The organism is Methylocystis sp. NC52PC (assembly GCF_055698645.1).
Window position 1 is genome coordinate 339,525 of record NZ_CP170127.1, and the last position, 25,738, is coordinate 365,262.

A 25,738-nucleotide genomic window follows, 5' to 3' on the forward strand; every position below is an offset into this window, starting at 1 on the left:
CCCTGCCCAGCTATCCTCCGGGTAGGCAACAAAAAAGCCGCGCGGCGGGACCGGCGGCTTGGAGAACGGAAGGTTGGGGCAATGAGCGCCGAGAACGATCAGCGCATAGCGGCTATCAGGTCGGGGGCTCTGCCCCTACTCCCAAAGAACCTTTGGCGCTTGGTCAAAGGCCAGAACGGAGTCGTGGGGGCCGGGATTTTCGACAACCAGGGGCATCTCGGGTGGGTCAAGTTTTTGGCGTCAGAGCTTCCGAATGATCTCATCAGTCTGAAGGATCTGGAACTCGCTGTCGCTCTTCCATACGACATCGCGCCCGTCCAGTAAGAAGTATTCGCGCGGCCCCAAACCGGCCTCACGGGTTCCTCTGGTAAGCGCTGTTGCGGTCAGGACTTTACGAAGCTCAATGACGGTGTAGCGCTTGCCGTCTTTGCCGATGGCGTTGAACCGATCTGTCTCTCGTTTCACCGTTCATCCTCCTGCGATTATTTCCCCGCAAGACCGGGCGCATCGGCCCCGCCGATCCCGTGCTTCGTCAGCAGGTCTTTTGAAACTCCCGGCGGCTCGGGCATGGCGTGGGCAAGCTCGCATTGCGTTTCAGTCGAAAGCGACCGCGGGACGAAATAGGGATCGCCGCCGTTGTCGGGGAACTCTACCCCAATAAGCGTCCAGCCGGTCTTGCCGCCGAAGCCGTTCTTCCCGTTGACCCAACCACAGAGGATTGTGAAGTTCAGCCTGTGCCCAGCCGCAAAACGCCCGCCGAATTCGATCGAATCGGGGTCTTTCACTGCTTTCAAAATCTCTGTCTTCGCAGCGTCTTCCATCGATTTTGTCAACTCGACCTGCGTCCCAGCGCATGCAGATAACAAAAGCGCTGAGCATAAGATTGCGAAACGCATCTCAAGATCATCCCTATGTTTTTAGTTGCCAAAAAACGAAGGCGGGACTTAACGTAAGCGGATTGTGTCTAATTTGTGTATGGGGGCGCGCGTGATGGGTTTCTTAGCGGCCGTTGCTGAAGCAGACAATCAACCAAAACTTGAGCCACGCGATAGACTCACCGAGATTGAAACTTTCCTGATTTCAGAAATTCACGCGTTAGAGCTTCAGCAAAAGCTTTGCGAGTTTGTAGGGCCGCATCGCGAGACCGAGCGGAAGATATCCGCGCTTCAAGAGCTTCTAGAAGCACTGCAATTAGCTCGGAGGCTCGGTCTTTCTCATATCCGAGCCCAGTAAGTATCCCGTCGACGACCGCAACGGTTTCCTCGCGATCATTCACCGGCAACGGTAATGCTTGATTGTTCTGCTGTGCCGGCGGGTCTCCCACCCCCTCTGCGATCCAGTCACTCGAGCAATGTGCTAGCCGCGCAAGCGCCGATAGGTTCTTCCTGCCGATCGGCTTGTTCAACTCCCAGTTTCCGACAGCGCCGCGCGTAACGCCAAGCGCCTCCGCCAGCCCTTCTTGGCTAAGACGGAGCAATGAACGGATGTAAATAATCCTTTCACCGATGGTTTTCATTGAAGCAACAATTGCTTAAGGAGAGCTTTCAATCCACGAAAGATTTCGTTTGCAAAATTCGGAAAGATTTGCTTTCTTTGCTTTCATGGAAGCGGCACTCGAAAAGGCTAAGTCCTCCGTTGGGGGCAATACTCGTCTGGCTGAGCTGATCGGCGGCGTTACGCCGCAGGCGATTTCTCAATGGCGACGCGTGCCGGTCGCGCGCGTGCTGGAAGTCGAGCGCGTGACGGGCGTTCCGCGTCATGAGCTCCGCCCCGACATCTACCCGCCGCCGGCTCGCGCCGATCAGGCGACCCCTTTTCACCCGGCGCCCGCAGAATGAGCCACGCCTCCACTCCTGGCCGGATCGTATCGGTGACGGCAATCGATCACAGCGACCAATGGGAGATCGTCCTGGTGAACGATGGCCAGCGCATAACTCGAAGCGTTCCGACTTCGGATTTGGATGCGCTGGCTGAACAATGGCCTGCACTGAAAAGCGGAGCGCTGCGCTCGGTGAAACTGAAAGGGGCCGCTGAATGACCGGCTTTGTCTACCTCTTGAAGCCCGTTGGGCTACCGGGCCCGATCAAGATCGGCTTTTCGCGAATGCCGATGAATAGGCTCAAGACGTTCATGGGCTGGTCCCCGATCAAGCTCGAATTGGTTGCGACTGCACCAGGCACGCGCGCTCTTGAGGCAAACATCCACGATTGCCTCGCAAAATCGCACAGCCATTCCGAGTGGTTCCTTCCGACGGATGAAGTCATCGCGTTCGCCGCCGCTCTCGCAAGAGGTGTCTGCATTGAAGAGGCAATTGATCTGAACAACCGCGCCGGCAGCATTCATAGAAAGGTCAACAACCCATGGAGCGACGCGCGAAGGGTTCGATCCGCCTACAAGCTTCGCATACGCCATCTCTCAATGCTCGAAGACACTTCGGGCTGGCGGCACTGGGCTGAGTCGCTCATCCACAGGTGGGGGAGGTTCGGCGCCGAGCCGCTTCCGAGTGAACTGCAACGTCTTGAGCAACTCCTCGAAGGCCGCTGTCCAAGCGAGACAGGGAGGCAGTTTCAATGACCATCCACAATATCGCCTTCCTCATCTTCGCCGCCTGCTGGGGCATCGCAATTGGCGCCCACACGGCGAACCTGATCCATCGCGGCGTCTACGCGCGCACGCGCCGCCGGCTTATCCGCGAGAGCGTGGAGGAGATGCGGCGGAAGGAGGCGGGGTTCTGATTGAGTTTCGGCGGGGTTGAAGCAGCCCGCCGGAAGCCGCGTGCCGCAGCGTCGAGTGCGGTCTTTTCGGTGCCCTCCTTGGGCGTTTCCTCCCAGACTGGCCGGGCCTTCGGGCTCGGCCTCTTTCGGGAGCAAGTTTCACCCATTCGCGCTCTCGTCGGGCGCGGATAGCTCGGAGAGGTGAAGAGTTCCGGGCTTATGCACAGAACCGCCGGGCCATCTCCTGTAAAAACCCGAAGTGGGGCGTGCAGCGGGAGCGCCGAGAGGTCTGACAATCTCTCGGCGTTCTCACAGTAACCAGCATGGTGGCCCAGTAGCTTTGACGGGCAATTAGGGCCTCCGGTGTCGTTAGTAAGTGTGGTGATTACGTAAGCAGTCTCCATAGCCAGTGTTTTGGCATGGAGATTTTCCACGATGTCGGAAAAGTTTTCCGGAGTCAGAGTTTTGAGCGCGATTGCCAAAGAGATGCGCGACGCCCTGATCGAGATCGCCGGCAACCCGGCCGTCTTCGATAGTCGCGCGCTATGGCTTGAAAGAGCGGCGCGGCGCATTGGCATTTCAGCGCGCACCGCCAAGGCGATCTTCTACAACGAATGCAGCGACCTTAAAGCGTCCGTGGCTGAGAAAATCCGCGCGGCGCAAGCCCAGAAGAATTTAGAAGATGAGCGACTCGCCAACTACAGCGCCGAGAAATTCGCAAGCCTCGCCGAAGAGTTCGAACTCCTCACGGAAACCATGCGCCTTCAGGCTCCGGACTTATATCGCGCTTACTGCGATGAGCGTCGCCGGCGCTTTGATGCGCGCTGCTGGGGCTCTGATGAGGTTCGCGCAGAAGACAGCCCCTTGGATCGATAAGCGCGGGCGATCCTGAACCGAAGGAAAACCGATGTCGGAAGAACCAGTCACAAAACTCGTCAACGCCAAGCAGTTCGTCGCGCTGCTGAAGGACGCCGATCAGAAGAAGACGCGCGTCGCCAGCATCAATGGAGAGATCGGCGAGCGCATCAAGGAGGCTTGCGAGAATGGCCACCTGCATCGCCAGCTCTTTGGCCTGATGTTGAAGCTCTCGCGCCAGGACGAACTGAAGCGCGAGGACTTCATTTCACAATTCCCTGAGTATGTGCGCATGTGCCGCGAGTCCGGCATCTTCGGCCAAGAGCATGTCGGCAACCTTTTCGACGGCGAGCAGACCGAGCAGCAGGACCCCGACGAGGCCGCCGCAGAGGCGAATGCGCAGGCGATCGAGAGCGGGATCAAGCCGCTGAGCGAGGAGCCTTTCGAGGACGACGCGACCGCGCGCAAGCCCTCCCGTCGTCGCCAAGCCGTGAGCGGCGATGGCGAGGGGAGCTACAAGGTTCACTAAGGGCGCGCAGATGCTCGTGTGGTCGATTGATCCAGGCAAGAGAATGGGCGTGGCATCTGGTCTAGCGGGCCAGATGCCGCGCATCGAGGCCGTGACGCTGCGTGGCGCGAAAGACCGCGCGGAAGTTCAGGCCCGTAACATGGGCTGCTTCCTTCGCGACCGATGGGCGATCGACAAGCCAGACCTCGTGGTGGTGGAGTCGACCGACAATCCTGCCGCCTATCCGTCAGCTGACGCGGCCCTCTCCCAAATCTACTGCCACGGCGCCTTGCAGGCCCTAGCCGGCTGCTACGGGGTTCGCGTCGAGAAGGTCGCAGCTTCGACGGCTCGAGTTCATTTCTGCGGCAAGGCGTCTGCCGCCACACGCGGCAAGGGTCAGCGCACGCCGCAGCAGCGCCGCGAGGACCGCGAGGCGACGAATAACATGGTGCTCCGGCGCGCGATCGCGCTGCGATATCTGCCGCATGGCTGCGCAGACTGGGAGAAGGCAGCGGCGGCGTGTCTCTGGGATTACGCCTGCGCCCATTACGCACGCGTCCAGCCCAGAGATCTTGTCATGTTCGGCCAGACTGCGGAGGCCGCAGAATGAGCCACTGCGTATCCGCCTCCCTTCTTCGCGGCGCGGAGGATTATCGCGCGGGGCTCACCCGCGGCGATTGCCCGTTCAGCAAGAACCCTGACCGCGCGCTCTGGTTTCGGGGCTGGGATATGCAGCGGGCGCTGTGTCCGGGAGCAAGATAATGACCGACTTCGACGAAGACGACTGGCAGGACCTCGAAAAGCCTGCTCCTGGCAACATCAAGCCAGATGCGACCGTGCGTCTCGGGCGCTCCGCCGGCCGTCACGGCAAGGGCGACAAAATTCGCGCGTCGCTTGTCCTCCGGCACGCTGCAGCGGAATGGGCCAAGAGTAATGGCCCAAGGTTTCGCGTCCAGATTGGTGGGCCGAACGTCAACGGAATTCGCATCGTTCCAGATGCTGATCGCGGGCAGTATGAGCCAGTCGAATTTCACGGCGTGCTTCGCTTCAACCTGGGCATCGTGACCCTGTGGCCGAACGAGGAGCGCCCTGAGACAGAGGCGAAGTGGCGCGAGACGACGGGTGGACTCGTTCTCACTCTGCCGGACGACTTTGCGAAGGCCGCGCGTGGACCGGCGCTAGGCGCGCCGCAGGCTCCCGCTCCCCAACCGAAAGCCCCGGCGAAGCCGCCAGCGTTCCCCATCACGACGCAGGCCAGAGGGCTTGAGCGGCAAGCCAAGGCTGCTGCGCAGATGCAGCGCCGCGACGTCTCCTCGTCGCTTATGGGTGACCCGCCGGCCGGCAGAAGCGCGCTCGCGCAAAGGGGCAAGGCATGAGCGACTGGCCATTCGGCGAGCTGCGCCGGCGCGCATATCGGGCCGTGGTTCTCGACCCGCCGTGGAAATTCAGCGCGGGGACCAAGGGCCGCCCGCAGCATTATCCGCGCATGACGGACGCCGAGATTGCTTCCTTGCCGATCGCTGATCTCGCGCACCCGGACGGCGCGCATTTCTTCATCTGGATCACATCGCCCATCGCCGAGCGGTTCTGGAATGCGATCGCGCCGGTCTGGAAAAAGCAAAAGGTCCGTTACTCCGGACGCGCCTTCATCTGGCTTAAGACGCATTCTCCTTGCGAGCGCGGCGGCGAGTCTCTTTTCCTGCATCGCGACTCCTTCTTTGTTGGACAAGGTTTTACGACTCGCAAGAACGGCGAGGACTGCCTGCTGTTTAAGACCGGCGCGCCGAAGCGCCTGCGCCGGGACGTGCGCGAACTGATCATCGCCCCGCGTCGGGAGCACTCGCGCAAGCCGGACGAGTCTTACCGTCGCATCGAAAGCTACAGCCAGGGTCCTTACGCGGAGGTGTTCTCGCGCGAGCGCCGGCCAGGCTGGGAGTGCTTTGGCAACGAGACCGGCAAGTTCAACGCACTGGAGGCCGCCGAGTGAGCAACACGATGATTACGCTCTCGGAGTTCGAAGCGATGGTCGCCGCGCACGACCTCACATTTCAATACTCCGACGACCACGAAGTCTGGCGCCGCGGCCACCAGTCCCTCGCACGCATCAACGACGCGGCGAAGTATCTGAACCGGACTGACGTCGTGCGGGTCTGGAATGCGAATGTCGATCGCCAGCTCGCCGAGGGCCATCGCGAATATTTTTATTGGAGGGCGTAATTGATGCCGGAGATAAAGACCGCCGCTGACCTGATAGACGCCCTCAAGAGCGCGCAAGAGTTCATCACGCATGAACTTGAGCAGCGGGATTGCGGCGGAGATGGGCAATACGTGAACGAAGCGCGTCATGCGCTCCAGGCAGTGACGAAGGCGATTGTCTTCATCCAGGGCGTTCGCGAGGTGCTGGCATGAGCCTCGGGTGGAGCGAAGAGAGAGTCGAAAAGCTGCGCGAGCTATGGGCCGATGGCCTGAGCGCAAGCCAGTGCGCGGAGGAGCTGGGCGGCGGGATCACAAGGAACGCGGTGATAGCGAAAGTCCACCGCCTCGGCATTGCTGAGCGCAGCAAGGGCCGCCAGGGCGGGATAAAGTCGACCAAGACAAAAGCGGCGCCTGCGCCCGCAAAGAAGCTAGCCCCAGTCGCCGCCCCATCCCCTGCCCCGCGTCTCGCGCCCATCGAGCAAGCCTTCGCGCAAGCGGCCCCGCCGCCGCCCCCACCCGGCGCTGGCGTCACGCTGATCGAGTTGCGGCTGTCGTCGTGCCGTTTCCCTTTGGGGGACCCCAGAGACGAGAGCTTTCTCTACTGCGGCGAGCGCCGCGAGACGATGGACGAGCACCGTATGTATTGCTCGGCGCACGCGGCCGTCTGTTACCGACCACAGCCGCCGCGCAAGCCAAAACCAAAGGAAGGCTTTGACGCGCGGCGTTTGCTCGCTCTGAAGGTCGGCATGCACCAGTTCGCGCAGAAGCATCGCAAAGCCGGCAAGCCTGAATCTGTCGGAGGCGGCCGATGAGAGCGCCACGCAGAGACAATCCGAGGATCGACGTGCCAGTCGACCACATAAAATCTGTGGTCGCGAAGCAATACGGCATTACTCCCGCGGACATCGATAGCCGCAGCAACGTGAAAGAAGTCATCGAGGCGCGCCACATATCGATGGCCATCGCCTACACGATGAATCAGATATCGTATCCAGCGCTCGCTCGGCTTTTCCAGCGAAGCGACCACACAACGATACGACATGCCGTCAGGGCGGCGGCGAGGCGTTATCCGAGACAGCTCGCCGAAATGCGCTTGCTTACGCAAACGACGCCTGTCGGGTCCATCTCCTTCGAAAAAGGAGAAGCCGGGGGACCGGAAGTTGCGCCCCATCCGGCGCCAGCCGTCGAGCAACCAGAACCCCGCGCCCAGCGCTTTGTTCCGCGCAAATACAACCGCCATCCGAAAAGTGTCGTCGTGGGCCGCCCGCGGAACGTCACCGGCTACCTGATGGGCGATCCCGGTTCGCAGAGCGCCCGCATCGACCGCGGCGAAATCTCGGGAGGCGTCGTATGAGTGAAGCTGTCTATCTCGGCATCATCCGCAACGACGACGGGCTGCTGACGTCCTTCGCCTTCTATCGGAACGACCCCAAGAGCGAGGCCAAGGCCGAACGCGAGGCCGAGCAGGCTGTGCGCGACTGGCGCGCCGTGTTCCCCGGCGACCGCCTTTCGGTCGAGCGGCTGGCGAAGCGCGGGGCCAAGGGTTGGGAGGTCGCGCGCAAATGACCAAACGGCGCAAGATCGACTTCACCATCGAGAACCCCCGCAAGATCGGCGAGCACGTCGCGAAGACGCTCGACTATCTCGATGAGGTTGGCGCGTCGGACGTCAAGGTCACATGCCGCAAGCACCTGCGCTTCGACTTCGCCTACAAGGGCCGCAACCTGTGGTTCATGCTCTCGAGCTCGCCCAAGGACAAGGGGGACTGCGCGCAGATCTGCCGGCAATTGACGCGGCGCGTGATCCGGCAGGCCGGGCTGGAGGTGCGGGCGTGATGCAGCATTCAGCGCAGACCCAACTCTCCGCCCTCGACTCCATCATCGCGTTCCTGCGCGCGCACAGGCTCCCGCCGAACAAGGAATGCGATCTGTTGGCTGATCAATTAACGACCGTCCGCGATCGCGTGGCGCGGGCCATGAAAGCGGCCGACGAGAAGCGGGCGCGGAAGAGCGACGGAGGGCGGCAGGGATGACCATGCACGCGCCGCCGGCTGCCGATCCCCTACCATGCGCCCTTGAAAGCGAGCAGGCCGTTCTAGGGGCTGTCATCGTCAATCCCGACTGCCTCGACGAGCTGCGCCTGCGCCTCGACCAAAAGCACTTCAGCGAGGATCTCCACGCCCGCATCTACGGCGCCGCGCTGGAGCTCAACGCCGCCGGCAAGGCCGTCTCGCACATCTCGCTCGGCGGCGCGCTAGCCGGCGTGGAAATGCCGGAAGGCATCGGCAAGCTCTCCGCCTACCTTGCGCGCCTCGCCGTCGCGGCTACGACCATTCACAAGGCCGCTGAATACGCGGACATGATCGTCGAGACTTGGCGTCGCCGGGAGTTGATACGCATCGCTGCAGACGCGCAGGAGGCCGCCCGGGCGCCGTCTGGGCCACCGACCGCCCGCATCGTTGCGGAGTTCGCCGAGGCCACGGGCGAGCTTGTCGCGGCGGAGATCGCCTCGACGCGCAAGACGATCGGCGCCAGCGCGAACGACCTCCTCGACCATTCCGAGAGAATCCGCCGCGGCGAGGCAATATCGCAGAGCGTCACGACCGGGTTCGCCGATGTCGACAAGCTTTCCCCTTACGAGGCCGGCACGCTCTGGATCGTCGGGGCGCGCCCTGGCATGGGCAAGTCGGTGTTTATGGTGACGTCCTCCCTTAAGGTCGCGCAGGCCGGCGCCAAGGCCGGGCGCGATGGCGGGGAGCCGTTCGGCTGCATGGCGTTCTCGTTCGAGATCACCGAGCGCCAGCTCACCGCCCGGTATCTCTCCGACCTCTCCTACATCCACAGCCGCCCAATCCAGTTCGGGCGCATCGTTCGCGGCAAGTATGACGACGAGGAGCTCTGGCGCCTCGAGGACGCCGCCAAGCGCCTTCGTGACCTGCCCCTCACCCTCGACGTCTCCTCGCGCGCCACCATCACGGAGATCGCCGCCAAGGTGCGCGCCGAGAAGAAGACAATGGCGCGCCGCGGCGTGCGCCTCGCCGTCGTCTTCCTGGATTACCTGAAATTCATCAAAGCCAGCGACCGCTACAAGGGCCAGAGGCATTACGAGGTGGGCGAGATTTCAGCCGCGCTGCACGAACTCGCCAAGGACGAGGGGCTCTGCGTCGTGCTGCTCGCCCAGCTTAACCGCGCGCTCGAGAACCGCGAGGACAAGCGGCCGAATCTGGCTGACCTTCGCGAATCCGGGGACCTCGAGGCCGACGCCGATGTGGTCGCCTTCATCCACCGCGAGGCGCACCACATCCTCAAGTCGCCCGAGTTCAGGAACGAGCAACAAGCGGCCATGGACGCCTTTGAGGCGCTCAAGCATCAAGCAGAAATCATCATCGGCAAGAACCGAGCGGGGGCGGAGGCGACCGCACACCTATGGGTGGACGTGTCCTGCTCGACGATGAGCAACAAGGTGATGGGGTGAGGGATGAGCAGGTGGTTCAGGCTATACGACGACGTGCTCGATGACCCGAAGGTGCAGAAGCTTTCCGGGGACATGTTTAAGATGTGGATCAACCTGCTTTGCCTTGCCTCTCGGAACGGTGGCGCTTTGCCCGGCATTGACGATATCGCCTTCGCTACGCGCCTTTCTGAAAAAGACGCCAAGAAGAGGGTCGACGCCCTCGTCTCCGGAGGCTTGATCGACCGTGACGGAGAAACGTTACGGCCACACAATTGGAGCGGAAGGCAGTTTTCGTCGGACGTTTCAAATGAGCGAGTGAAACGCCACAGGGAACGGAAAAAGGGCGCTACAGGAAACGCCAATGTAACGTTACATGCAACGCCCCCAGAGTCAGAGACAGAGTCAGAGACAGAGAGTCATAGTTCTGAGAGGGAGCCATCCACTGCCCGCGCGCGCCATGACGACCCTGTCGTGAAACTTCGCTGTGCAATCGTGGATGTTTACCGGGCGGCAGGCCAGGAAATTCCGCCAGAAACCGGGCACGCTGCCGTCTGGCTGGCGCAGGGTTATCCCCCAGATTTGATCCTTTCGGTCATCCGGTCGAGAATGCCGAAGGCGAAAACCAAGGGATTGAAATGGTTCGATAATGCAGTCGCCGAGGCATACGCGTCGAAACCCCAGACGAAAGCGCCATCACCCCCACCCCCGCCAGACGACCCTTCCGACCCGATCGTTCGGCTGGTCGACAGGAACGGCCGCGAGACGGGCGTCAAATGGCGCCGCTCGAAGGTGGCCGAACTGATCAATCGCTGGAAGGAAAACCCGCACAGCTGGCCGCCGGGCTGGTGGCCTCCGGGGCACCCTGATTGCAAATTTCCACGGGACGTCCTCGTCGAGTTGGGCGCTCTGGAGCCTGCCCAATGACCCGCCGCAAGCGCCCCTTCACCGTCGAGCGCCGGCGGCTTCCCAAGCGCCCCGCGAGCGAGCCAGCGACTGTGCCGGCGGCCGGCAAGCCCGACGCTGAGCCGATTATTCTCGGGCCGATCGCGCAGGAGGTCGCCTTTGCGTTGCGGGAGGCGCCGATCCGTTTTCCGCGTGACTGGATCGGGGCGCAATGACCGAGCAGCTTGAAATCTTCGACGAGGCGCAGAGCGCGCACCAGCCGGGCAAGCGCCAGTTTCATGGCCGCTCGCGTCGCTACCGGCCGCCCTACCAGAAGGCCCGGATCGCCCGCATGGCGTATCTGGCGGCGCTTGGCTGCTCGGCGCGCGAGATCGCGGACGAGGCGCACATTTCCGAGCGCCACGTCTACCGGATGCTCTCGGATTACCGCATCGCGCTTGCCCCAAAAGCTCCGGGCCAAAAGTCGGTCTCGCTGGCGGTCTCGTCGGATGCCTTCGCCGCGGCGTATGAACTGGCGGGGCGGATGGGCATGGAACCGAACTGGATGATGGCGCGCCTGCTTGAGGCGGTGCTCTCAGAGCGCAATGTCGCGGTGAATCTTCTCGACGGCGTGAGGCATGGGCGATGATCAAAGTTCTCAGCCTCGGCGCCGGCGTTCAGTCATCGACTCTTGCCTTGATGTCGGCGCGAGGCGACCTCCCACGGCTTGATGCAGCAATCTTCGCTGATACCGGATGGGAGAGCGGCCGGGTCTACGCATGGCTGGACTGGTTAGAGGCTCAACTCCCCTTCCCGGTTTTTCGGGTGAAGAGGGACGGACTAAACCTTGGAGAGTTGTGGTTAAAGGTTGTTTCAGGTGAGCGCACTTTAAGCGGGTCTCCGTTGCCGGGATATTTCATGTCGCCAAAAGGCATGGCCCCGTTCCATTGCTCAAAGGAGTTTAAGACGCGGCCAATTCAGCGGAAGCTGAGGGAGATGCTTGGCCTTGCGCCAGGCCAGCGTGGGCCCAAAGGCGTAGCCGTTGAGAGTTGGCTTGGGATCAGCGCGGACGAAATGGATCGCATGAAGGATTCGGAATTGCGGTATGTTCGCATTCGATGGCCGCTTGTGGAATTGAACATGCGACGAGGCGACTGCCTGCGCTGGATGGCGGAGCGCCAATATCCGGCGCCGCCGCGGTCATCCTGTAAATTCTGCCCCTTCCGCTCCGACCGCGAATGGTGGGATTTGCAGACAGAATGTCCGGACGACTTTGCCGACGCCGTTGAGTTTGATGCAGCTATCCGCTCCGGCTGGCCTGGTATGAATGGGCAAGCGTTCCTGCATCGATCTTTGCGCCCTCTAGGAGAGATAGACTTCAGGCCTCCACCTGACCTGTTCTCGATCGCCGACATGGCGACAACAGGAGACTGGGGGTGGAAGCAGGAATGCGAGGGGGCGTGCGGGGTATGACCGACTTCGATTACGACGAGTTCGGACGTTATGCCGATGACGCTGCAGCGCGGCTCTTGGCCGACGCCTCCTTTGCGCGCAGCGAGCGTGTCTGGACTGTCGCGGAGGTGGAGGCCCGCCTTGTCGAGGCTGCGCGCGGGCACGAGAGGTTCATCTCGACTGCGGGCCCGTCGCGCAAGATGACGCATTGGATCGACTGGCGGCTTTACCGCAACGTCTCGTGGTTTGACCGCAACGCAATGGCCGAGGGCATTCGGCTGAAGAAGCGCCTGCCGGACCGCCATCGTGGCGCGCCGACCGGGCTTGAGATAAGCCGCATGCTCGAGGCGCTCGAATGGCCGTCAAAGTATCTCCGCGCCCACGACAATGAGCGCATGGTGTTATCGATCTGGTTCTGGTGCGAGGCCCGCAACCAGCCGTTCTCACGCTTTCACCAGCAGGCTTGCCAGCATCGCAAGACGGCCTATCGTCGTCTTGATCGGGCGTTCGGCGTGATCTGCGACGGACTCATCCACGACGGCGTGTCATCCTGACGGAAAAGCGCGTAAGGCGTGCCGTGGCGGCGAAGCGCAAGCAACGGCTTTTGAGAGCGCTCGGCGCTGGCGCTGCGGTGTCATGCGGGCGGCGCGGGCGGCCCTTGTGCGGTGTCACAAAATCCGGCTTTTCTCGCGGCCGAGGTATTCGCCGGAGTTCGCCGGCACAAGTTTCGAGCGGCGCGCGCTTCGGCGCGGAGTGGGGCACCAAGGGTCGTGGGGTGCCTGGCCTCCCGAAGATAGGTGACGCCATAAGGCGTGAACGTCGGCGGGGTTAAAGGCGCGGGGGAACGGACCTGCCGCTCGATCAAACGTTTCGAGATGCCGCGCCGGCCGCGAGGTCGTGCGCCTGCCGGATATAGGCCAGCGCGAGGTGATGCCGGCCCCGTCACTGGCGTCGCGCGCCAATGGCCATCTCGGAACCCTATCGAGCCGGCGTGTCGATCGCGCCACTCGACCGCTCCGAAGCGAAAGCCTGCGGGGCGCGTGTTGGGCCTGGGAAGGTTTGATCCCTCCTGCCCGACAATGACCCTCGGTTGAATCGAGGGTCAAAGCCCGGCGGCTCCATCGTCTTGGTCGACCGCAATGCGACCGCCGGGCGCTTATTCAGCGGGGAATGCAGGCAGAGCCAATGGATCAACGGTTCCTTCACACCTGCGTGGTTGGCGGGCTCCTCGTCGGTGCCTTATTCGCCCTTGCCGGCAAGGTCGTCCGAGTTGGGGGAGAACCCGCCAACCACGCCAACTGGATCGAGACGCGCTGATGCTCCGCATCCTCCTCCGCGCCTCCTACGTGCTGGCCCTTGTGCTGACCGCCTTCGCGCTTGGCGCAGAGCTCGGCTGGTTGGAGATGCCGCGCGACGTTCGTGCTGAGCTGGGCGGATACCAGTGACCGAAGTCCTCGGCTCGTTCATTGCCGGGTTCGTCTACGCGTTCATCCTCGCGCTCGCTTGGCGGGCGTTGGGGTTGCCGACGTGGAGAGGGTGAGGCGCGGGTGAAGCGCCCTGATCCGTTCTATCTGTCCCCTGGTTGGCGCGCGCTGCGGCGCGAAGTCATCGCCGAGCGCGGCCGCCGCTGCCAGTGCTGCGGCAAGACCCGCGAGGACGACGGCTCTCCCGTGCGCCTCACCCTCGACCACAAAGCCGAGCGTCGAGACGGCGGCCACGACTGGGCAAAGGACAATCTCGAGCTCCTCTGCACCCGCTCGGGCGGCGATGGCGCCGGCGGCCTTGGTGGTTGCAACAATCGCAAGACCGCGCGAGCCAGGCGGGAGCGCCACGGAGCCCCCGCTCTGGTGGCGACTGGGGTTGATGGCTGGCCCGTGGATTGAAAGTGATGATCAAACTGAACGTAATAGGGTCTGGCGCGCCAGCAATTGTCGACGACGAATTAGCATATCTCTCCACATACAGGTGGCGACTGGACAAGAGCGGGTATGTTGCTCGCAAATCCGGGGGGCGGTGGATTTATCTGCATCACATTGTTTTGCCAGGAAATCGCTACCCAGAATTTGTGCGCGATCATCGGAATAGAGACAAACTCGACAATAGGGCGAAGAACTTGCGCTGGTTAACGCGGCCCGAGAGCGTTCAAAACAGAGGCGTGTGCCGGCACAGCAAGACTGGCGTGCGCGGGGTATTCCCCGTTGGGAGCGGGAAATCCCCTTTCGTGGCGACCATTCAAAAAGGTGGGCGCGCCGTCGTCAGAAAGAGTTTTGCGACGGTTGCTGAAGCAGAAGCTTTCATTCTCGATGCTCGCAATCGCGTCTTCCCCTTGGCTGACGCAGCCACATAGGGGGGGGGATTGCAAAGTCGGGGCCGAAAGGGGGCCGTTACCGGCCAGGGTTCGCCGCGCGCAACGCCGCGAAATTCGCATAGGGGGTTGAAGGCGCCCGCGCCGAGGCTGCCGCGGCCGCCTGTAAGCGAAATAGCTCCTAGTGCGGTGCATATAGCGCAGCCACACAAAAACGCGCCTGTGAGCCTGTGTGTGGCTCCACGCAATGGAGAGGTTGACCTTTGCAGAATTGGCCGGCGGACAAGGTTGAGCGGCGCAATATCTCAGAACTGATCCCGCACGCCAAAAACGCGCGCACCCATTCGGAGGGGCAGATCGAGCAGATCGCGGCTTCCATCCGAGAATGGGGCTGGACGGTTCCGGTGCTTGTCGACGAGGGCGGCGGCATAATCGCGGGGCACGGGCGCGTCCTGGCGGCGAAGAAGCTCGGGATCAGTGAGGTCCCGGTGATGGTGGCCGCTGGTTGGACGGAGGCGCAGAAGCGGGCGTATCTGATCGCTGACAACAAGCTCACGCTGAACGGTGGGTGGGACGACGCCATCCTCAAGGAAGAGTTCGATTTCCTGAAACTTGCCGACTTTGACATCGGCCTGACTGGATTTGGAGATCTGGAGCTTGTTTCGTTCTTCGCTGAGCGCCACGCTGGATTAACCAACCCGGACGAAACGCCGGAGACGCCAGCGACGCCGGTGAGCGAGCCGGGCGACGTATGGCTTCTGGGCAACCACCGGCTGGTCTGCGGGGACTCTACGAGCGCCGACGATGTGGCCAAGGCGCTGAATGGCGTGAAACCGCACCTGATGGTGACCGATCCGCCGTATGGGGTCGATTATGACCCGGATTGGAGAAACCGGGCGGATCGAGCGGATGGGCGTCCCTACGGCGCGAGCGCCGTAGGGAGGGTCAAGAACGATACGCGCGCCGACTGGCGAGAAGCGTGGGCGCTTTTCCCCGGCGACGTCGCCTACGTCTGGCATGCAGACCTGCATGCCAGAACGGTCGTCGATAGCCTTGAATCCTGCGGGTTTCAGATGCGCGCTCAGATCATCTGGGCAAAGCAACAGTTCGCGATCGGCCGCGGCGACTATCATCACCAGCATGAACCGTGCTGGTATGCCGTCCGCAAAGGCAAGACGGGCCATTACATCGGCGGCCGCAAGCAGTCGACGCTCTGGCAGATCGATAAGCCGCAGAAGAGCGAGACAGGGCACTCGACGCAAAAACCCGTCGAGTGCATGCGCCGCCCGATTGAGAACAATTCCTCGCCCGGCCAGGCTGTTTACGAGCCATTCTCCGGCAGCGGCACCACGATTATCGCGGGAGAAATGACCGGGCGCTGCGTCCACGCGATCGAACTGAACCCAGCCTATGTCGATGTTGGCGTGACGAGATGGCAGAGTTTCACGGGGCAGACCGCGACCCTGGAGGAGACAGGGGAAACCTTCGTCGAGGTGATGGCGCGGCGCCGGCCGGATCAGCCGATCAACGTGAGCGCCTCTTCCGATATGTCCTCCACTCGCGAAGGGCGGAGTTCGAAGCGCGCGGGCGGGTCTTCTCGGCGGACCTCGGGCAAATCCATGGATGCTACAGCGTCTTGATGGAAAAGCCGGACGGCGTGGACGCATAGGCCGAGAGTAATTCACCCGCATGCGAGGAAGAAAGCCGACTCCGTCTCACTTAAAGCTGATCACCGGAAACCCTGGGAAGCGCGCGCTCCCGGCTAACGAGCCGATCCCAGAGCTGGCGATTCCACCGATGCCGCCGGATCTGTGCGATGACGCGAAACAGGAATGGGGCCGCGCGTCACTGGAACTCCATCGGCTCGGACTGCTTTCTAACATCGACCGATCAGCATTCGCGGCCTACTGCCAGGCGTATGGCCGGTGGATTTCAGCTGAGCGCACGCTTCGCGAGATGGCTAAGGCCGACAAGAAGACGGGCGGCCTTCTGATCAAGACGACGAACGGAAACGTGATCCAGAACCCTGTGATCGGCATCGCAAATAAGGCGGCGGCCGACATGGTGCGATACGCGAGCGAGTTCGGGATGACGCCTTCCGCAAGAGCGCGAGTGAATGGCAACCAAGACCCGAACACGAATAAAGACGCGCTCTCGAAATACACCGCCGGCTGATCCGGTTTCGGCCTATGCGCAGGCCGTGCTCTCCGGCGAGATTGTCTCCGGGCCACATGTCCGCAACGCATGCCAGCGCCATTTAGACGATCTGAAGCGCGGGGCGATGCGGGGTGTCTGGTTCGATGCTGCGGCAGCGCAGCGGGCGCTGGATTTCTTCCCGGATATCCTCCGGCTGAACGGCGGCCAGTTCGAGGGGCTGCCGTTTGAACTCGACCCAAGTCAGGCTTTCCGCGTTGGTTCAATCTTCGGGTGGAAGCGCGCGGACGGAACGCGACGATTTCGCCGCTTCTACGACGAGGAGGGGAAAGGGAACGGCAAGTCGCCGCTCGCCGCCGGCATTGCCCTTTACGGCTTGGTGGCCGACGCGGAGGACCGGGCAGAGATTTACGCCGCCGGCAAGGACAAGGACCAGGCCATGGTTCTTTTCCGTGACGCGGTGGCGATGGTCGAGCAGTCCCCTGCCCTGGCGGCGCGGATTAAACCCTCCGGCCAGGCGCCAATGGTCTGGAATCTCGCCTATCTCGAACGCGGGTCGTTCTTCCGGCCCATCTCGAAGGAAGGCGGAAAATCTGGCCCGCGGCCGCACTTTGCCCTCTGCGACGAGGTGCACGAGCACCCGGACGGCGCCGTGATCGAGATGCTCGAGCGCGGTTTCAAGTTCCGGCGTCAGCCGCTGCTCGTGATGACGACAAACAGCGGGACCGATCGCAACTCTGTTTGCTGGGAAGAGCACGTTCACGCCATCCGCGCGGCCGCGGGGAATCCGCTGCTCGAAGGGCTCGCCGGAGAGGACCTGTCTTACCTCGGCGACGAGGACAGCCTCGAAACGTTCGACGACACGTTCGCTTACGTCTGCGCCCTCGATGAAGGCGACGAGCCGCTTGAGGACCCGTCCTGTTGGCCAAAGGTCAACCCGCTTTTGGGGCGCATTCTCAAGCAGGATTACCTTGAAGGCGTGGTGCGCCAGGCTAAGGCGATCCCCGGCAAGGCGAACAATATCCTGCGCCTGCACTTCTGTGTGTGGACCGACGCGGACAGAGCGTGGATGGCGCGCGGGACGCTCGAGCAGTGCTTGGAGGATTTCGACCCGAGCCAGTTCGCGGGGCAGCGCGTCTGCGCCGGCGCAGACTTGTCCGGGTCGCAGGATCTTACTGCGGTCGGCTATGTCTGCCAGACGGGCGAGGTTGAGTTGCCGCGCGAGCGGACGCTTGAGGACGGATCAACGACCGTCCAGATGGTGCGCCTTCCGACGTTCCACGCCTGGTGCGATACGTGGACGCCCGGCGACACGCTCGCCGAGCGCGCGCTGCGGGACAAGGCGCCCTACGAGGTCTGGCGCGAGCAGGAATGGCTCAGGGCCCCGCCCGGGCGGCAGATCAGGCTGGACTTCGTGGCGGCGCGGATCGTCGAGGTCGAGACCGAGTTTCTGCTCGATTGGCTTGCGTATGACCGTTACGCCTATAGGAAGCTAGAGGAGCACCTCGACGACCTTGGCTCGGTCTGCAGGAAGATCGAGCATCCGCAGGGCGGCAAGCGCCGCGCGGCCGCGCCAGAAGATATCGTTGAGGCGGCGCGCGCCGCCGGCCAGGAGCCGCCACAAGGCCTCTGGATGCCAGGTTCGCTTGCGATGCTTGAGACGCTGATCCTTGAGCGCCGCATCACGATCCAGAAAAACCCGGTCCTGATATCCGCTTTTGCCTCGGCGACAACGGAGGAGGACCCGTTCGGGAACCGCTGGTTCTCGAAGCGCAAAGCGGTCAAGCGCATTGACCCGCTCGTCTCGCTGGCCATGGCGGTCGGCGCGGCGACAGCGAGCTTCGATGCGGAGCAGTCGGCCGGGATCGAAATATTCGCAATCTGAGGGCGCAATGGGATTTTTGAGCTGGCTGTTCGGCGGCGGGGCGTCCGCGACTCCTGCGCCTGCCGCCGAAGACCAGAAGGCCGTCGACTTCTCGGCTGAGATGTGGGCGGCGCTCAATGGCGGATGGGGGGTGCCTACCAAGTCCGGGGTCGATGTTTCGATTTCGACAGCGCTCCAGAACCCCGCGTTCTTCCGCGGCGTCATGGTGATCGCGGATGGCGTCGCGCAGTTGCCTGTCCAGATTTACCGCAGCCTGCCGAGCGGGAAAGGTTCGGAGCCAGCGATCGACCACCCGCTCTACGACATGCTGTTCTATCGGCCGAGCGAGCTTCAGGACTCGTTCCAGTTCTTCTCGACGATCCTGATGCACGCCGCCGCGACCGGGAACAGCGTGTCCTACCGCGTTGTCGTCAACGGTGAGACGCGGGAGCTGATCCCGATCCGGCCCGAGAACACCGAGATTGACGTGCTCTCGCCGTTCATGCGGCGACAGTTCAACATCAGCTTCGAGACGGGCGTTTCGGCGGTCGTAAATGACGCTGATGTCTTCTACCTCACCGGGCCGAACTGGCGCCCGTTCAAGGGGATTGACCCGAGCCTTGTTGGGCGCGAGGCGATCGGTCTGGCGCGCGCGACCGAAGAGTCGCAAGCGAGGCTGCATTCAAACGGCGTTCGCCCGAGTGGAATGTTTACCCCGGAGGGCGGCCGGACGCTGACGCCGGAGCAGGTGCAACTCCTTCGGGCGCAAATTCAGGAGACGTATTCCGGCCTGCAAAACGCGATGAAGCCGATCGTCGCCTCCGGGCAGATGAAGTATCATCAGTTCACGATGACTGGCGTGGACGCGCAGCATCTTGAGACGCGCAAGCATCAAATCGAGGAAATCTGCCGCATCCTCGGCGTCTTCCCCATCATGGTTGGGCATGCAGGCGATCAGTCGCCGACCTTCGCTTCCGCCGAGGCATTCTTCGATGCGCATGTTCGCTACACGCTGCAACGCTGGATCAAGGCGCTGAAGACAGCGATCGAGACACAGTTGCTGACCAGGGACGAGCGCAGAGAGGGCTACCACGTCCGCATCGACACGTCGGAACTGACCCGCGGCTCTCTTGAAGCGCGCACGCGCTACTACCAGGCCGCGCTCGGCACGAATTCGAATCCTGGGTGGCTCACACCAAATGAGGTCCGCGAGGACGATGCTTGGAATCCGTCCGACCGGCCGGAAATGGACGAGGTGTGGCAGCCTGCGACCATGGCGCCGAATGGGCGCAAGCCGGGAGATCAGGCCGCGCAAGATCAAGCCGCTGATCAGACTGGCGGCGAAAAGGCAATGACGCCGCGCACGCTTTACGTGTCGCGCAAGCTGATCAACGCCAAAGACTTCCTTGCTTGGGCAAAGGCGCAAGGCTTCAAGACCACAGCCCCCGCCGATGAGCTCCACGTCACGATCGCCTACAGCAAGGCGAAGATCGACTGGATGCTTGCGGGAGACGACGTGTTCAATGAGGAAGAGCTTATCGTCCCGGCTGGCGGGCCGCGCGCGGTGGAGAAATTCGACGGTGGCGCCGTAGTTCTGGCCTTCTCCTCGTCGCGCCTGGCGTGGCGTCACCATGAAATCCGCGAGGCGGGCGCATCGTGGGATTTCCCCGAATATCAGCCGCACGTGACGATCACCTATGACGGCGGCGACGTCGATCTGTCGAAGATCGAGCCATATCGCGGCGAGCTTCGCTTCGGACCTGAGATTTTCGCCGAGGTCGACGAGAACTGGACGCCAAAGGAAAGCTGAAAATGGAACTCGGCTGCATTTCTGTCCCGCTCGAACTGAAGTTCGCTAGCGAAGGCTCCGACCTGCCCGCCGGCGCCTTTGAAGGCTACGCGGCCGTATTCAACAACGTCGACCGCGGCGGCGATCTTATTGAGCCGGGCGCCTTCGGGAAAAGCATCTCAATGAGCGATGCGATGGGGTGCCCGCCCGCGCTCTATTACAACCACGATCGCTCAAAAGGGTGTGTCGGGCGAATTGACTCGATCAGTGAGGATAAGAAGGGGCTGCTCGTAAAGGGCTGCATCAACCCGGACACGCAGATCGGCAAGGATACGCTGTCGAATATCAAGTTCGGAGCGATCAAAGCCATGTCCTTCGGCTATCAGGTTCCTCCGGGCGGATATCGTCGCGGGTCAGGCAAAGGCGGGGAGCCGGCGAGGTATCTGAAGCAGATTAACCTTCACGAGGTCTCGCTTGTCGACGATCCCATGAACCCGCTTGCGAAACTGAATTTCGTTAAGAGCGCGCGGCAGGACGCCTCGCCTGCGGACGAAATCAAGACGATCAGGGACTTTGAGAACTTTCTGCGGGACGCAGGGTTCTCACGCGCCGCCGCCAAATCAATCGCCGTTGGCGGCTTCAAGGCGCAACCGGAACCTCGGGATGAGGACGACTTAGGCGAGCACATTCGGAAGCGCATGCAAGCGCTGGCCGATATCCTCAAATCGTAAAGGACAATCCCGATGGATGGGACTGAACTGAAGTCGGCCATTGACGAGGCCGTCAACCCGGTGATGAAGGCGTTCGAGGAGTTCAAGGCCGCGAACGACGCCAGGCTTGAAGAGATCGAGAAGAAGGGCGCCGCCGACCCGCTCATCGACGACAAGCTCGGGAAGATCGAGAAGACGCTTTCCGGCTTCGAGGGACTCAACCAGCGCATCACTCTCGCCGAGAAGCAGGCCGCGGCCGTCAAGGAGGCGACGGACCGCATCGAGGTCGCGATGGCGCGCATTCCCGGCGGGGCGCGCAACACTGGCGCCGAGGCGAAGGCCCGTGCGAACGACTGGCTGCGCGCCGTCGTCGCGGCGCACACGATCGGCGTCCCGAACCTCTCCGGCGAGCAGCGCAAGTCGATTGAGGACGTGCTGACAGAATACAAGTCGCTGAGCGTCGGAACGGACACGACGGCTGGTTATCTTGCGCCCCTGGAATACGTCCGCGAGATCATCAAGGGCGTTGTGGAGCAGAGCCCTGCGCGCGCGCTGGTTCGGGTCCGCAACACCGCGATGAAGTCGATCCAGGTCCCGAAGCGCACCGGGAACTTCTCGGCGCAGTGGGTCGCCGAGCAGGGCACGCGCACTGAGACCACGGGCCTCGCCTACGGACTTGAGGAAATTCCGCTCCACGAGATTTACGCGCTCGTCGACATATCCAACCAGATGCTCGAGGACGCCGCCTTCGACATGGAGTCGGAACTGCGTATGGAGGCCGCGGAGCAGTTTGCCGTCGCCGAAGGCGCGGCGATCATCTCTGGCAATGGTGTCGGCAAGCCGCAGGGCATCCTGTCGCACGGCAGCGTCGGCGAGGTCGTTTCCGGGCATGCGACGCAGATCACCGCGGACGGCCTGTTGGGGCTGTTCTACGGCATCAAGACCGCCTATGCCCGCAACGGCGTGTGGGGCCTGAACCGCTCCACCATCGCCGCCATCCGCAAGCTGAAGGACGGCGACGGCCAGTATCTGTGGATGCCGGGCCTCGCTAGTGGCGTCCCGAACACGATCAACGGCGCCTCCTATGTCGAGATGCCCGACATGCCGTCGATCGGCGCCGGCACGTATCCCGTCGCCTTCGGCGACTGGGCGCGCGCGTATACGCTTGTCGACCGCATCAGCATGGAGTTCCTGCGCGACCCCTACACGCAGGCGACCTCCGGCAACGTGCGCTTCATCTTCCGCCGCCGGCAGGGCGGCCAGGTGACGCTGGCGGAAGCGATCAACAAGCTCAAAATCGCCGCGTCCTGATCGCGGGTCATGGCGGCGCTTCGGCGCCGCCTTTCTCTTCCTCGTTTTCATAAGGAGAGGCCGCGATGGCCAGCAAAGACCTGATGAACAACATCGACGTGAAGCGGGGGCTTTCGCCTGTCGCCGCTGGCACGGACAACACGCCCTACGTCTCCGAGATCGTCGACACGGCCGGCTATGAGTCGGTGACCTTCGTCCTGCAGATTGGCGCGAACACCGATGCCGACGCGACATTCACCGTTCTGTTCGAGGATGGCGACGCCGCGAACCTGTCGGATCACGCTGCGGTCGCAGACGCTTTCCTCATCGGCACCGAGGCGCTAGCGAGCTTCACGTTCGCGGACGACAATGAGTGCCGGAAGATCGGCTACAAGGGGAACAAGCGTTACTGCCGGGTGACCGTCACTCCGGCCGATAATGGCGCGGGCAACATCTTCATGGCCGGCGTCTGGCTCCTCGGCCACCCGCGCTCGGCCCCGACCGCGAACCCGCCCGCCTGATCTTCTGATCCAGACTGAACTAAGCAGCGCCTCGGGGCCGAATCCGGGGCGCTCATTTTTTGGGGGTTGCGATGCGGGCCGTCGTCAAAAAACCTTTCGATCTTTCGCATGACGGCATCCACGTCATTTCTGTTCGCGTCGGCGAAGAGCACGACATCGACGAAAGTATTTTTCCCGGCTTGGAAAAGGCCGGATATGTCAAGAAAGCGCCCGCGCCAGAGCCCGTTACCGCTGCGCCAGCCGATGCGGAGGTGTTGGACTCGCGCGTCTTTGATGCGGGCGAGATCGCTCAAGACGCAGAAGGTTCCCCGATCACATCGATTGCGCCGGATGACGCTGAGGTGTTCGAGTCCGTCGAGCAAGCCGAAAGCGCAGAAGACGCGCTAGCGGATATGATCGAAAGCCTGCCCCCGCCGCGCGACATCTACGTGCGCCACATCGGGCGCGGCAAATATGCGGTCTTCAACGGCGCGCGACGCCTCACCGAAGAGGCGATGACGCAGGCCCAGGCGCAGGCCGCAAGAGACGCCATGCTGCGGGCTGGCCCGCAGAAGTAACCAGCCCCAACAGCAGCACAGAAGGACAGAGAAAATGACCGACGCCACATACCTGACTAAGGTTTATGACCGCCAGGGAGGGGATGAACTTGTCATTGCCTCCGGCGGCAAGATCACGATCGAAGAAGGCGGTGTCATCGAAACGAGCGCTGGCGTCGGGGCAAAGAATGGCGCGTCTATCACGGCGGCAGAATATGGCGATGGCATCTTGCACAAGACTGTGCTGACATGCGTCGACACGCCGCTTACCTTCGGCGACGAGGCAGGCCAGGGACAATATGGCGGCGTGAAGGTCTATGACTTTCCGAAAGGAGCCATCAACGTCCTCGGCGCCGTCATCAACGGCACGATGCTCCTGACAGCCCCCGCAATCAACACCTGGGATGGCGACATCGGACTTGGCGTTGAAGCCCCGACAGACCATCAGGACGCCGCGAACAAGACAGGCTCAGTTCTGCAAAAGACGTCCACCACGCAGGCAGTCGCGAAACTTGCGACCGTCGATGCTGTTTCCGCCGCGACCGCGCTGACGGAAAGCGGGGCTCGCTGGTTGGACGGAACCGGGACGGCAAAGGACCTCTATCTGAACTTGCTTGTCGACGACAACGCCGCCCATGACAACACCATCACGGGCAAGTTCAACGGCACGATCACCTTCCTCTGGATCAACCTCGGCACGACCGACTGACGTGCGCCTGCAAATGCGGCGCGCGCTTGATGTGCGCGCCTCTCGAACTTGGATGATTGGGCGAGGCTGAGATGGCGGACATCACATACCCGGCGGCCGGTGGGTCGACGAAGAAGCTAAAGGACCAGAGCGGCTACCACGCCGAGGTCATTGCGACCGACCCCGCTTATCCTTTATCAACGGTCGACGTCGCACGGAACCCGGTCGCCATCACGCCCGACGACGTGACCACGTTCACGCCGGGAAATCGCGTGACCTTTGAGGTGAGCGTCCCCGGCAACATCAAGGTTGGCTTCGCCAACGGCCTGAGCCGCACGCATCAATTCCCCGTCGCCGGTACCTACGAATACCCGTGGGCGATCAATCAAGTCTTCGTCACCGGCTCGACGGCGACGTTCTCGGCCTGGAAGGCGGACTGACCATGCGGGAAAGCGGCTTCGTTCCCCCCTTTCAGCCGAACAATCGGCTGGCCCGCCTGACGCGCCGCAACCGGCGCATCGTCCATTTCGACAAGCTCGCGGACTTCACCACCTCGACGCCTGGCTCCGGCAACTCGATTACCTCCGCCGCCGACGCCGCGAGCGTCCGCGGCGAAGTCATTTCGCTCAACATCACCGCTGGAAACGGCGCGAACGTCAATAATCTCTATGCGCTCTCGCCGCGCAACTTTCCCTATGACGGTGGCGGCAAGACGTATTTCACGACTTTTGAAGGGAAAGTCTCGACGAATACTTACGGCGTCGTGACGGTTTCCGACAACGGGACGCCGACCAACCTCGCCTATATGCAGATCGGCCTGCCGAACAACCGCATTACCTTGGCCGCGCCTGGCGTCTCGAACATCACCGTCGACCCGACCAATTTCGACATGACGCAGTGGTTCCGCATCACCTGCGTAATCCGCTCGACGGGCGTAAGTTCCTACGCCATCCGTTACTATCTGCATTACAAGGACTCAGTTTCCGGCACGGAAAAGCAGCTTTTTCTGGGCCAGCAAACGCCGTCCAGCAACATCACGCCGACGCAGATTATCGTCAAAAACGGCGCCTCCGGCGGCAGCGCCGGGTCGTTCGATATCGCCCGTCTGCGCGTCTATGAGCTGTTCGCCGTGCATCTGGGCTGCTCGGTCGACGCCGGCTATGTCGGCTGGGCTCCCGACCCCAACACCGGCCGCACGTTTTCGGCCAATTCCTACGACGAGCGCCGCAACCCGGCGTGGCTTCTCGCGCAGGAGCTGTTCGGCGACACCGATTATTTCTTGAACCACGCCCGAGGCAGCTTCTACGTCTCCGACATGGCGGCCGGTCAAGACGCCTGGTGCACCCAGCTCCACCCGCAGCTCGTCGTGCTCGGCAGCGCGACGAACAGCATCGCCTTGGCGATCGCCTCCTCGGCGAGTGACGTGGCCGCCGCAGCAACGATCGCCGCCGACAAGGCGTCCTATCTCGCCATGGCGCAGGCGGCGCTCGCTGACGGTTCAATGGTCATTGCGCAAGGCGTCGCGCCGCGGTCCGACACGACGGTCACGACCAACCCGGCCAGCGTCGCGCGGTTCCGCACCTTCGCGCTCGACTGGAACGCGTGGATGTGGCGGACGCTGTGGCCGCTCGGCGTCGTCGTCTGCGATGTTTGGTCGCTGCTCGAAGACCCGAACAGCCTCGGCGCAATGCTGGCGGAATATCGGGCGGCCGATCTTGTGCACTTCACCCGCAAGGCGCAAATTCTGATCGCCGAGCAACAGCGCAAGGCGCTATTGTCGCTGTGAGAAACGCGCGACTTTCGACTGACTTCCGCGCCAGT

The 25,738-nt window shown here is 62.5% G+C and carries 39 protein-coding genes; 36 read left to right on the plus strand and 3 right to left on the minus strand.

Annotation, left to right across the window (positions count from 1 at the left end):
• Positions 1-240: 240 nt before the first annotated feature.
• The 3 genes from ACETII_RS03395 to ACETII_RS03405 all read right to left on the minus strand — a co-directional run bounded on the left by ACETII_RS03395 (position 241) and on the right by ACETII_RS03405 (position 1,516).
• Positions 241-465, minus strand: coding sequence for a hypothetical protein (locus tag ACETII_RS03395; protein WP_472787118.1), 225 nt, complete (start codon positions 463-465; stop codon positions 241-243).
• A gap of 17 nt (positions 466-482) precedes the next feature.
• On the minus strand, positions 483-785 hold the full coding sequence (locus ACETII_RS03400; protein ID WP_472787119.1) for a hypothetical protein: 303 nt from the start codon (positions 783-785) through the stop codon (positions 483-485).
• A 269-nt stretch (positions 786-1,054) separates the two neighbouring features.
• Positions 1,055-1,516, minus strand: coding sequence for a helix-turn-helix domain-containing protein (locus ACETII_RS03405; protein ID WP_472787120.1), 462 nt, complete (start codon positions 1,514-1,516; stop codon positions 1,055-1,057).
• An 85-nt stretch (positions 1,517-1,601) separates the two neighbouring features.
• On the opposite strand from ACETII_RS03405, the gene ACETII_RS03410 reads away from it, so the two are divergent.
• The 36 genes from ACETII_RS03410 (at position 1,602) to ACETII_RS03585 (ending at position 25,703) form a co-directional block, all read left to right on the plus strand.
• Positions 1,602-1,838, plus strand: a complete 237-nt coding sequence (locus tag ACETII_RS03410) for a Cro/CI family transcriptional regulator (RefSeq protein WP_472787121.1) — start codon at positions 1,602-1,604, stop codon at positions 1,836-1,838.
• The gene (locus ACETII_RS03415) at positions 1,835-2,038 is read left to right on the plus strand and encodes a hypothetical protein (RefSeq protein WP_472787122.1); all 204 of its coding nucleotides are present in this window, start codon (positions 1,835-1,837) and stop codon (positions 2,036-2,038) included. Before ACETII_RS03410 ends, ACETII_RS03415 begins: the two co-directional genes overlap by 4 nt.
• Entirely contained in the window at positions 2,035-2,574 is a 540-nt protein-coding gene (locus ACETII_RS03420; protein WP_472787123.1) for a GIY-YIG nuclease family protein, read from the plus strand. Before ACETII_RS03415 ends, ACETII_RS03420 begins: the two co-directional genes overlap by 4 nt.
• Positions 2,571-2,735: a hypothetical protein gene (locus ACETII_RS03425; protein ID WP_472787124.1), complete on the plus strand. Its 165-nt coding sequence runs from the start codon at positions 2,571-2,573 to the stop codon at positions 2,733-2,735. Before ACETII_RS03420 ends, ACETII_RS03425 begins: the two co-directional genes overlap by 4 nt.
• A 414-nt stretch (positions 2,736-3,149) precedes the next feature.
• Positions 3,150-3,590, plus strand: coding sequence for a hypothetical protein (locus ACETII_RS03430; protein WP_472787125.1), 441 nt, complete (start codon positions 3,150-3,152; stop codon positions 3,588-3,590).
• A 31-nt stretch (positions 3,591-3,621) separates the two neighbouring features.
• On the plus strand, positions 3,622-4,098 hold the full coding sequence (locus tag ACETII_RS03435; RefSeq protein ID WP_472787126.1) for a hypothetical protein: 477 nt from the start codon (positions 3,622-3,624) through the stop codon (positions 4,096-4,098).
• A gap of 49 nt (positions 4,099-4,147) precedes the next feature.
• Positions 4,148-4,687 carry a hypothetical protein gene (locus tag ACETII_RS03440; protein ID WP_472787127.1) on the plus strand — a complete coding sequence of 180 codons (540 nt, stop codon included), beginning with the start codon at positions 4,148-4,150 and terminating at the stop codon, positions 4,685-4,687.
• A gap of 151 nt (positions 4,688-4,838) precedes the next feature.
• On the plus strand, positions 4,839-5,453 hold the full coding sequence (locus ACETII_RS03445) for a hypothetical protein (RefSeq protein WP_472787128.1): 615 nt from the start codon (positions 4,839-4,841) through the stop codon (positions 5,451-5,453).
• On the plus strand, positions 5,450-6,064 hold the full coding sequence (locus ACETII_RS03450) for an MT-A70 family methyltransferase (RefSeq protein ID WP_472787129.1): 615 nt from the start codon (positions 5,450-5,452) through the stop codon (positions 6,062-6,064). Before ACETII_RS03445 ends, ACETII_RS03450 begins: the two co-directional genes overlap by 4 nt.
• On the plus strand, positions 6,061-6,294 hold the full coding sequence (locus ACETII_RS03455) for a hypothetical protein (RefSeq protein WP_472787130.1): 234 nt from the start codon (positions 6,061-6,063) through the stop codon (positions 6,292-6,294). Before ACETII_RS03450 ends, ACETII_RS03455 begins: the two co-directional genes overlap by 4 nt.
• A gap of 3 nt (positions 6,295-6,297) precedes the next feature.
• On the plus strand, positions 6,298-6,486 hold the full coding sequence (locus tag ACETII_RS03460; RefSeq protein ID WP_472787131.1) for a hypothetical protein: 189 nt from the start codon (positions 6,298-6,300) through the stop codon (positions 6,484-6,486).
• A complete protein-coding gene (locus ACETII_RS03465) occupies positions 6,483-7,085 on the plus strand; it encodes a GcrA family cell cycle regulator (RefSeq protein ID WP_472787132.1) in 603 nt (200 codons plus the stop codon). The genes ACETII_RS03460 and ACETII_RS03465 overlap by 4 nt, the downstream gene beginning before the upstream one ends.
• Positions 7,082-7,627 (plus strand): helix-turn-helix domain-containing protein, encoded by a 546-nt coding sequence (locus tag ACETII_RS03470; RefSeq protein ID WP_472787133.1) that lies wholly within the window; start codon positions 7,082-7,084, stop codon positions 7,625-7,627. Before ACETII_RS03465 ends, ACETII_RS03470 begins: the two co-directional genes overlap by 4 nt.
• Positions 7,624-7,839, plus strand: coding sequence for a hypothetical protein (locus tag ACETII_RS03475; RefSeq protein ID WP_472787134.1), 216 nt, complete (start codon positions 7,624-7,626; stop codon positions 7,837-7,839). Before ACETII_RS03470 ends, ACETII_RS03475 begins: the two co-directional genes overlap by 4 nt.
• Positions 7,836-8,108 (plus strand): hypothetical protein, encoded by a 273-nt coding sequence (locus tag ACETII_RS03480; RefSeq protein ID WP_472787135.1) that lies wholly within the window; start codon positions 7,836-7,838, stop codon positions 8,106-8,108. The genes ACETII_RS03475 and ACETII_RS03480 overlap by 4 nt, the downstream gene beginning before the upstream one ends.
• Positions 8,105-8,305 (plus strand): hypothetical protein, encoded by a 201-nt coding sequence (locus ACETII_RS03485; RefSeq protein WP_472787136.1) that lies wholly within the window; start codon positions 8,105-8,107, stop codon positions 8,303-8,305. The genes ACETII_RS03480 and ACETII_RS03485 overlap by 4 nt, the downstream gene beginning before the upstream one ends.
• A complete protein-coding gene (locus ACETII_RS03490; RefSeq protein WP_472787137.1) occupies positions 8,302-9,747 on the plus strand; it encodes a replicative DNA helicase in 1,446 nt (481 codons plus the stop codon). The genes ACETII_RS03485 and ACETII_RS03490 overlap by 4 nt, the downstream gene beginning before the upstream one ends.
• 3 nt (positions 9,748-9,750) lie before the next feature.
• Positions 9,751-10,650 (plus strand): hypothetical protein, encoded by a 900-nt coding sequence (locus tag ACETII_RS03495; protein WP_472787138.1) that lies wholly within the window; start codon positions 9,751-9,753, stop codon positions 10,648-10,650.
• Positions 10,647-10,844, plus strand: coding sequence for a hypothetical protein (locus ACETII_RS03500; protein ID WP_472787139.1), 198 nt, complete (start codon positions 10,647-10,649; stop codon positions 10,842-10,844). Before ACETII_RS03495 ends, ACETII_RS03500 begins: the two co-directional genes overlap by 4 nt.
• A complete protein-coding gene (locus ACETII_RS03505; RefSeq protein WP_472787140.1) occupies positions 10,841-11,257 on the plus strand; it encodes a hypothetical protein in 417 nt (138 codons plus the stop codon). The genes ACETII_RS03500 and ACETII_RS03505 overlap by 4 nt, the downstream gene beginning before the upstream one ends.
• Positions 11,254-12,081, plus strand: a complete 828-nt coding sequence (locus ACETII_RS03510; RefSeq protein ID WP_472787141.1) for a hypothetical protein — start codon at positions 11,254-11,256, stop codon at positions 12,079-12,081. Before ACETII_RS03505 ends, ACETII_RS03510 begins: the two co-directional genes overlap by 4 nt.
• Positions 12,078-12,614, plus strand: a complete 537-nt coding sequence (locus ACETII_RS03515) for a hypothetical protein (RefSeq protein ID WP_472787142.1) — start codon at positions 12,078-12,080, stop codon at positions 12,612-12,614. Before ACETII_RS03510 ends, ACETII_RS03515 begins: the two co-directional genes overlap by 4 nt.
• 762 nt (positions 12,615-13,376) lie before the next feature.
• Positions 13,377-13,505, plus strand: coding sequence for a hypothetical protein (locus tag ACETII_RS03520; protein WP_472787143.1), 129 nt, complete (start codon positions 13,377-13,379; stop codon positions 13,503-13,505).
• Between the two features lie 102 nt (positions 13,506-13,607).
• Entirely contained in the window at positions 13,608-13,943 is a 336-nt protein-coding gene (locus ACETII_RS03525; RefSeq protein ID WP_472787144.1) for an HNH endonuclease, read from the plus strand.
• Positions 13,944-13,948: 5 nt separating this feature from the next.
• Positions 13,949-14,407, plus strand: a complete 459-nt coding sequence (locus ACETII_RS03530) for an HNH endonuclease (protein ID WP_472787145.1) — start codon at positions 13,949-13,951, stop codon at positions 14,405-14,407.
• Positions 14,408-14,628: 221 nt separating this feature from the next.
• Positions 14,629-16,005, plus strand: coding sequence for a site-specific DNA-methyltransferase (locus ACETII_RS03535; protein WP_472787146.1), 1,377 nt, complete (start codon positions 14,629-14,631; stop codon positions 16,003-16,005).
• 157 nt (positions 16,006-16,162) lie between these two features.
• On the plus strand, positions 16,163-16,540 hold the full coding sequence (locus tag ACETII_RS03540; RefSeq protein WP_472787147.1) for a phage terminase small subunit P27 family: 378 nt from the start codon (positions 16,163-16,165) through the stop codon (positions 16,538-16,540).
• Positions 16,482-18,404 carry a terminase large subunit gene (locus ACETII_RS03545; protein WP_472787148.1) on the plus strand — a complete coding sequence of 641 codons (1,923 nt, stop codon included), beginning with the start codon at positions 16,482-16,484 and terminating at the stop codon, positions 18,402-18,404. The genes ACETII_RS03540 and ACETII_RS03545 overlap by 59 nt, the downstream gene beginning before the upstream one ends.
• A 7-nt stretch (positions 18,405-18,411) precedes the next feature.
• Positions 18,412-20,193, plus strand: coding sequence for a phage portal protein (locus ACETII_RS03550; protein ID WP_472787149.1), 1,782 nt, complete (start codon positions 18,412-18,414; stop codon positions 20,191-20,193).
• Positions 20,194-20,195: 2 nt separating this feature from the next.
• On the plus strand, positions 20,196-20,903 hold the full coding sequence (locus tag ACETII_RS03555; RefSeq protein ID WP_472787150.1) for an HK97 family phage prohead protease: 708 nt from the start codon (positions 20,196-20,198) through the stop codon (positions 20,901-20,903).
• Between the two features lie 12 nt (positions 20,904-20,915).
• Positions 20,916-22,193, plus strand: a complete 1,278-nt coding sequence (locus tag ACETII_RS03560; protein WP_472787151.1) for a phage major capsid protein — start codon at positions 20,916-20,918, stop codon at positions 22,191-22,193.
• A gap of 65 nt (positions 22,194-22,258) precedes the next feature.
• Entirely contained in the window at positions 22,259-22,693 is a 435-nt protein-coding gene (locus tag ACETII_RS03565) for a hypothetical protein (protein WP_472787152.1), read from the plus strand.
• Between the two features lie 71 nt (positions 22,694-22,764).
• Positions 22,765-23,250 (plus strand): hypothetical protein, encoded by a 486-nt coding sequence (locus ACETII_RS03570; RefSeq protein WP_472787153.1) that lies wholly within the window; start codon positions 22,765-22,767, stop codon positions 23,248-23,250.
• A gap of 34 nt (positions 23,251-23,284) precedes the next feature.
• Positions 23,285-23,938, plus strand: coding sequence for a hypothetical protein (locus tag ACETII_RS03575; protein ID WP_472787154.1), 654 nt, complete (start codon positions 23,285-23,287; stop codon positions 23,936-23,938).
• A gap of 71 nt (positions 23,939-24,009) precedes the next feature.
• Positions 24,010-24,357, plus strand: a complete 348-nt coding sequence (locus ACETII_RS03580) for a hypothetical protein (protein ID WP_472787155.1) — start codon at positions 24,010-24,012, stop codon at positions 24,355-24,357.
• On the plus strand, positions 24,291-25,703 hold the full coding sequence (locus tag ACETII_RS03585; RefSeq protein WP_472787156.1) for a hypothetical protein: 1,413 nt from the start codon (positions 24,291-24,293) through the stop codon (positions 25,701-25,703). Before ACETII_RS03580 ends, ACETII_RS03585 begins: the two co-directional genes overlap by 67 nt.
• The last annotated feature ends 35 nt before the right edge of the window (positions 25,704-25,738 follow it).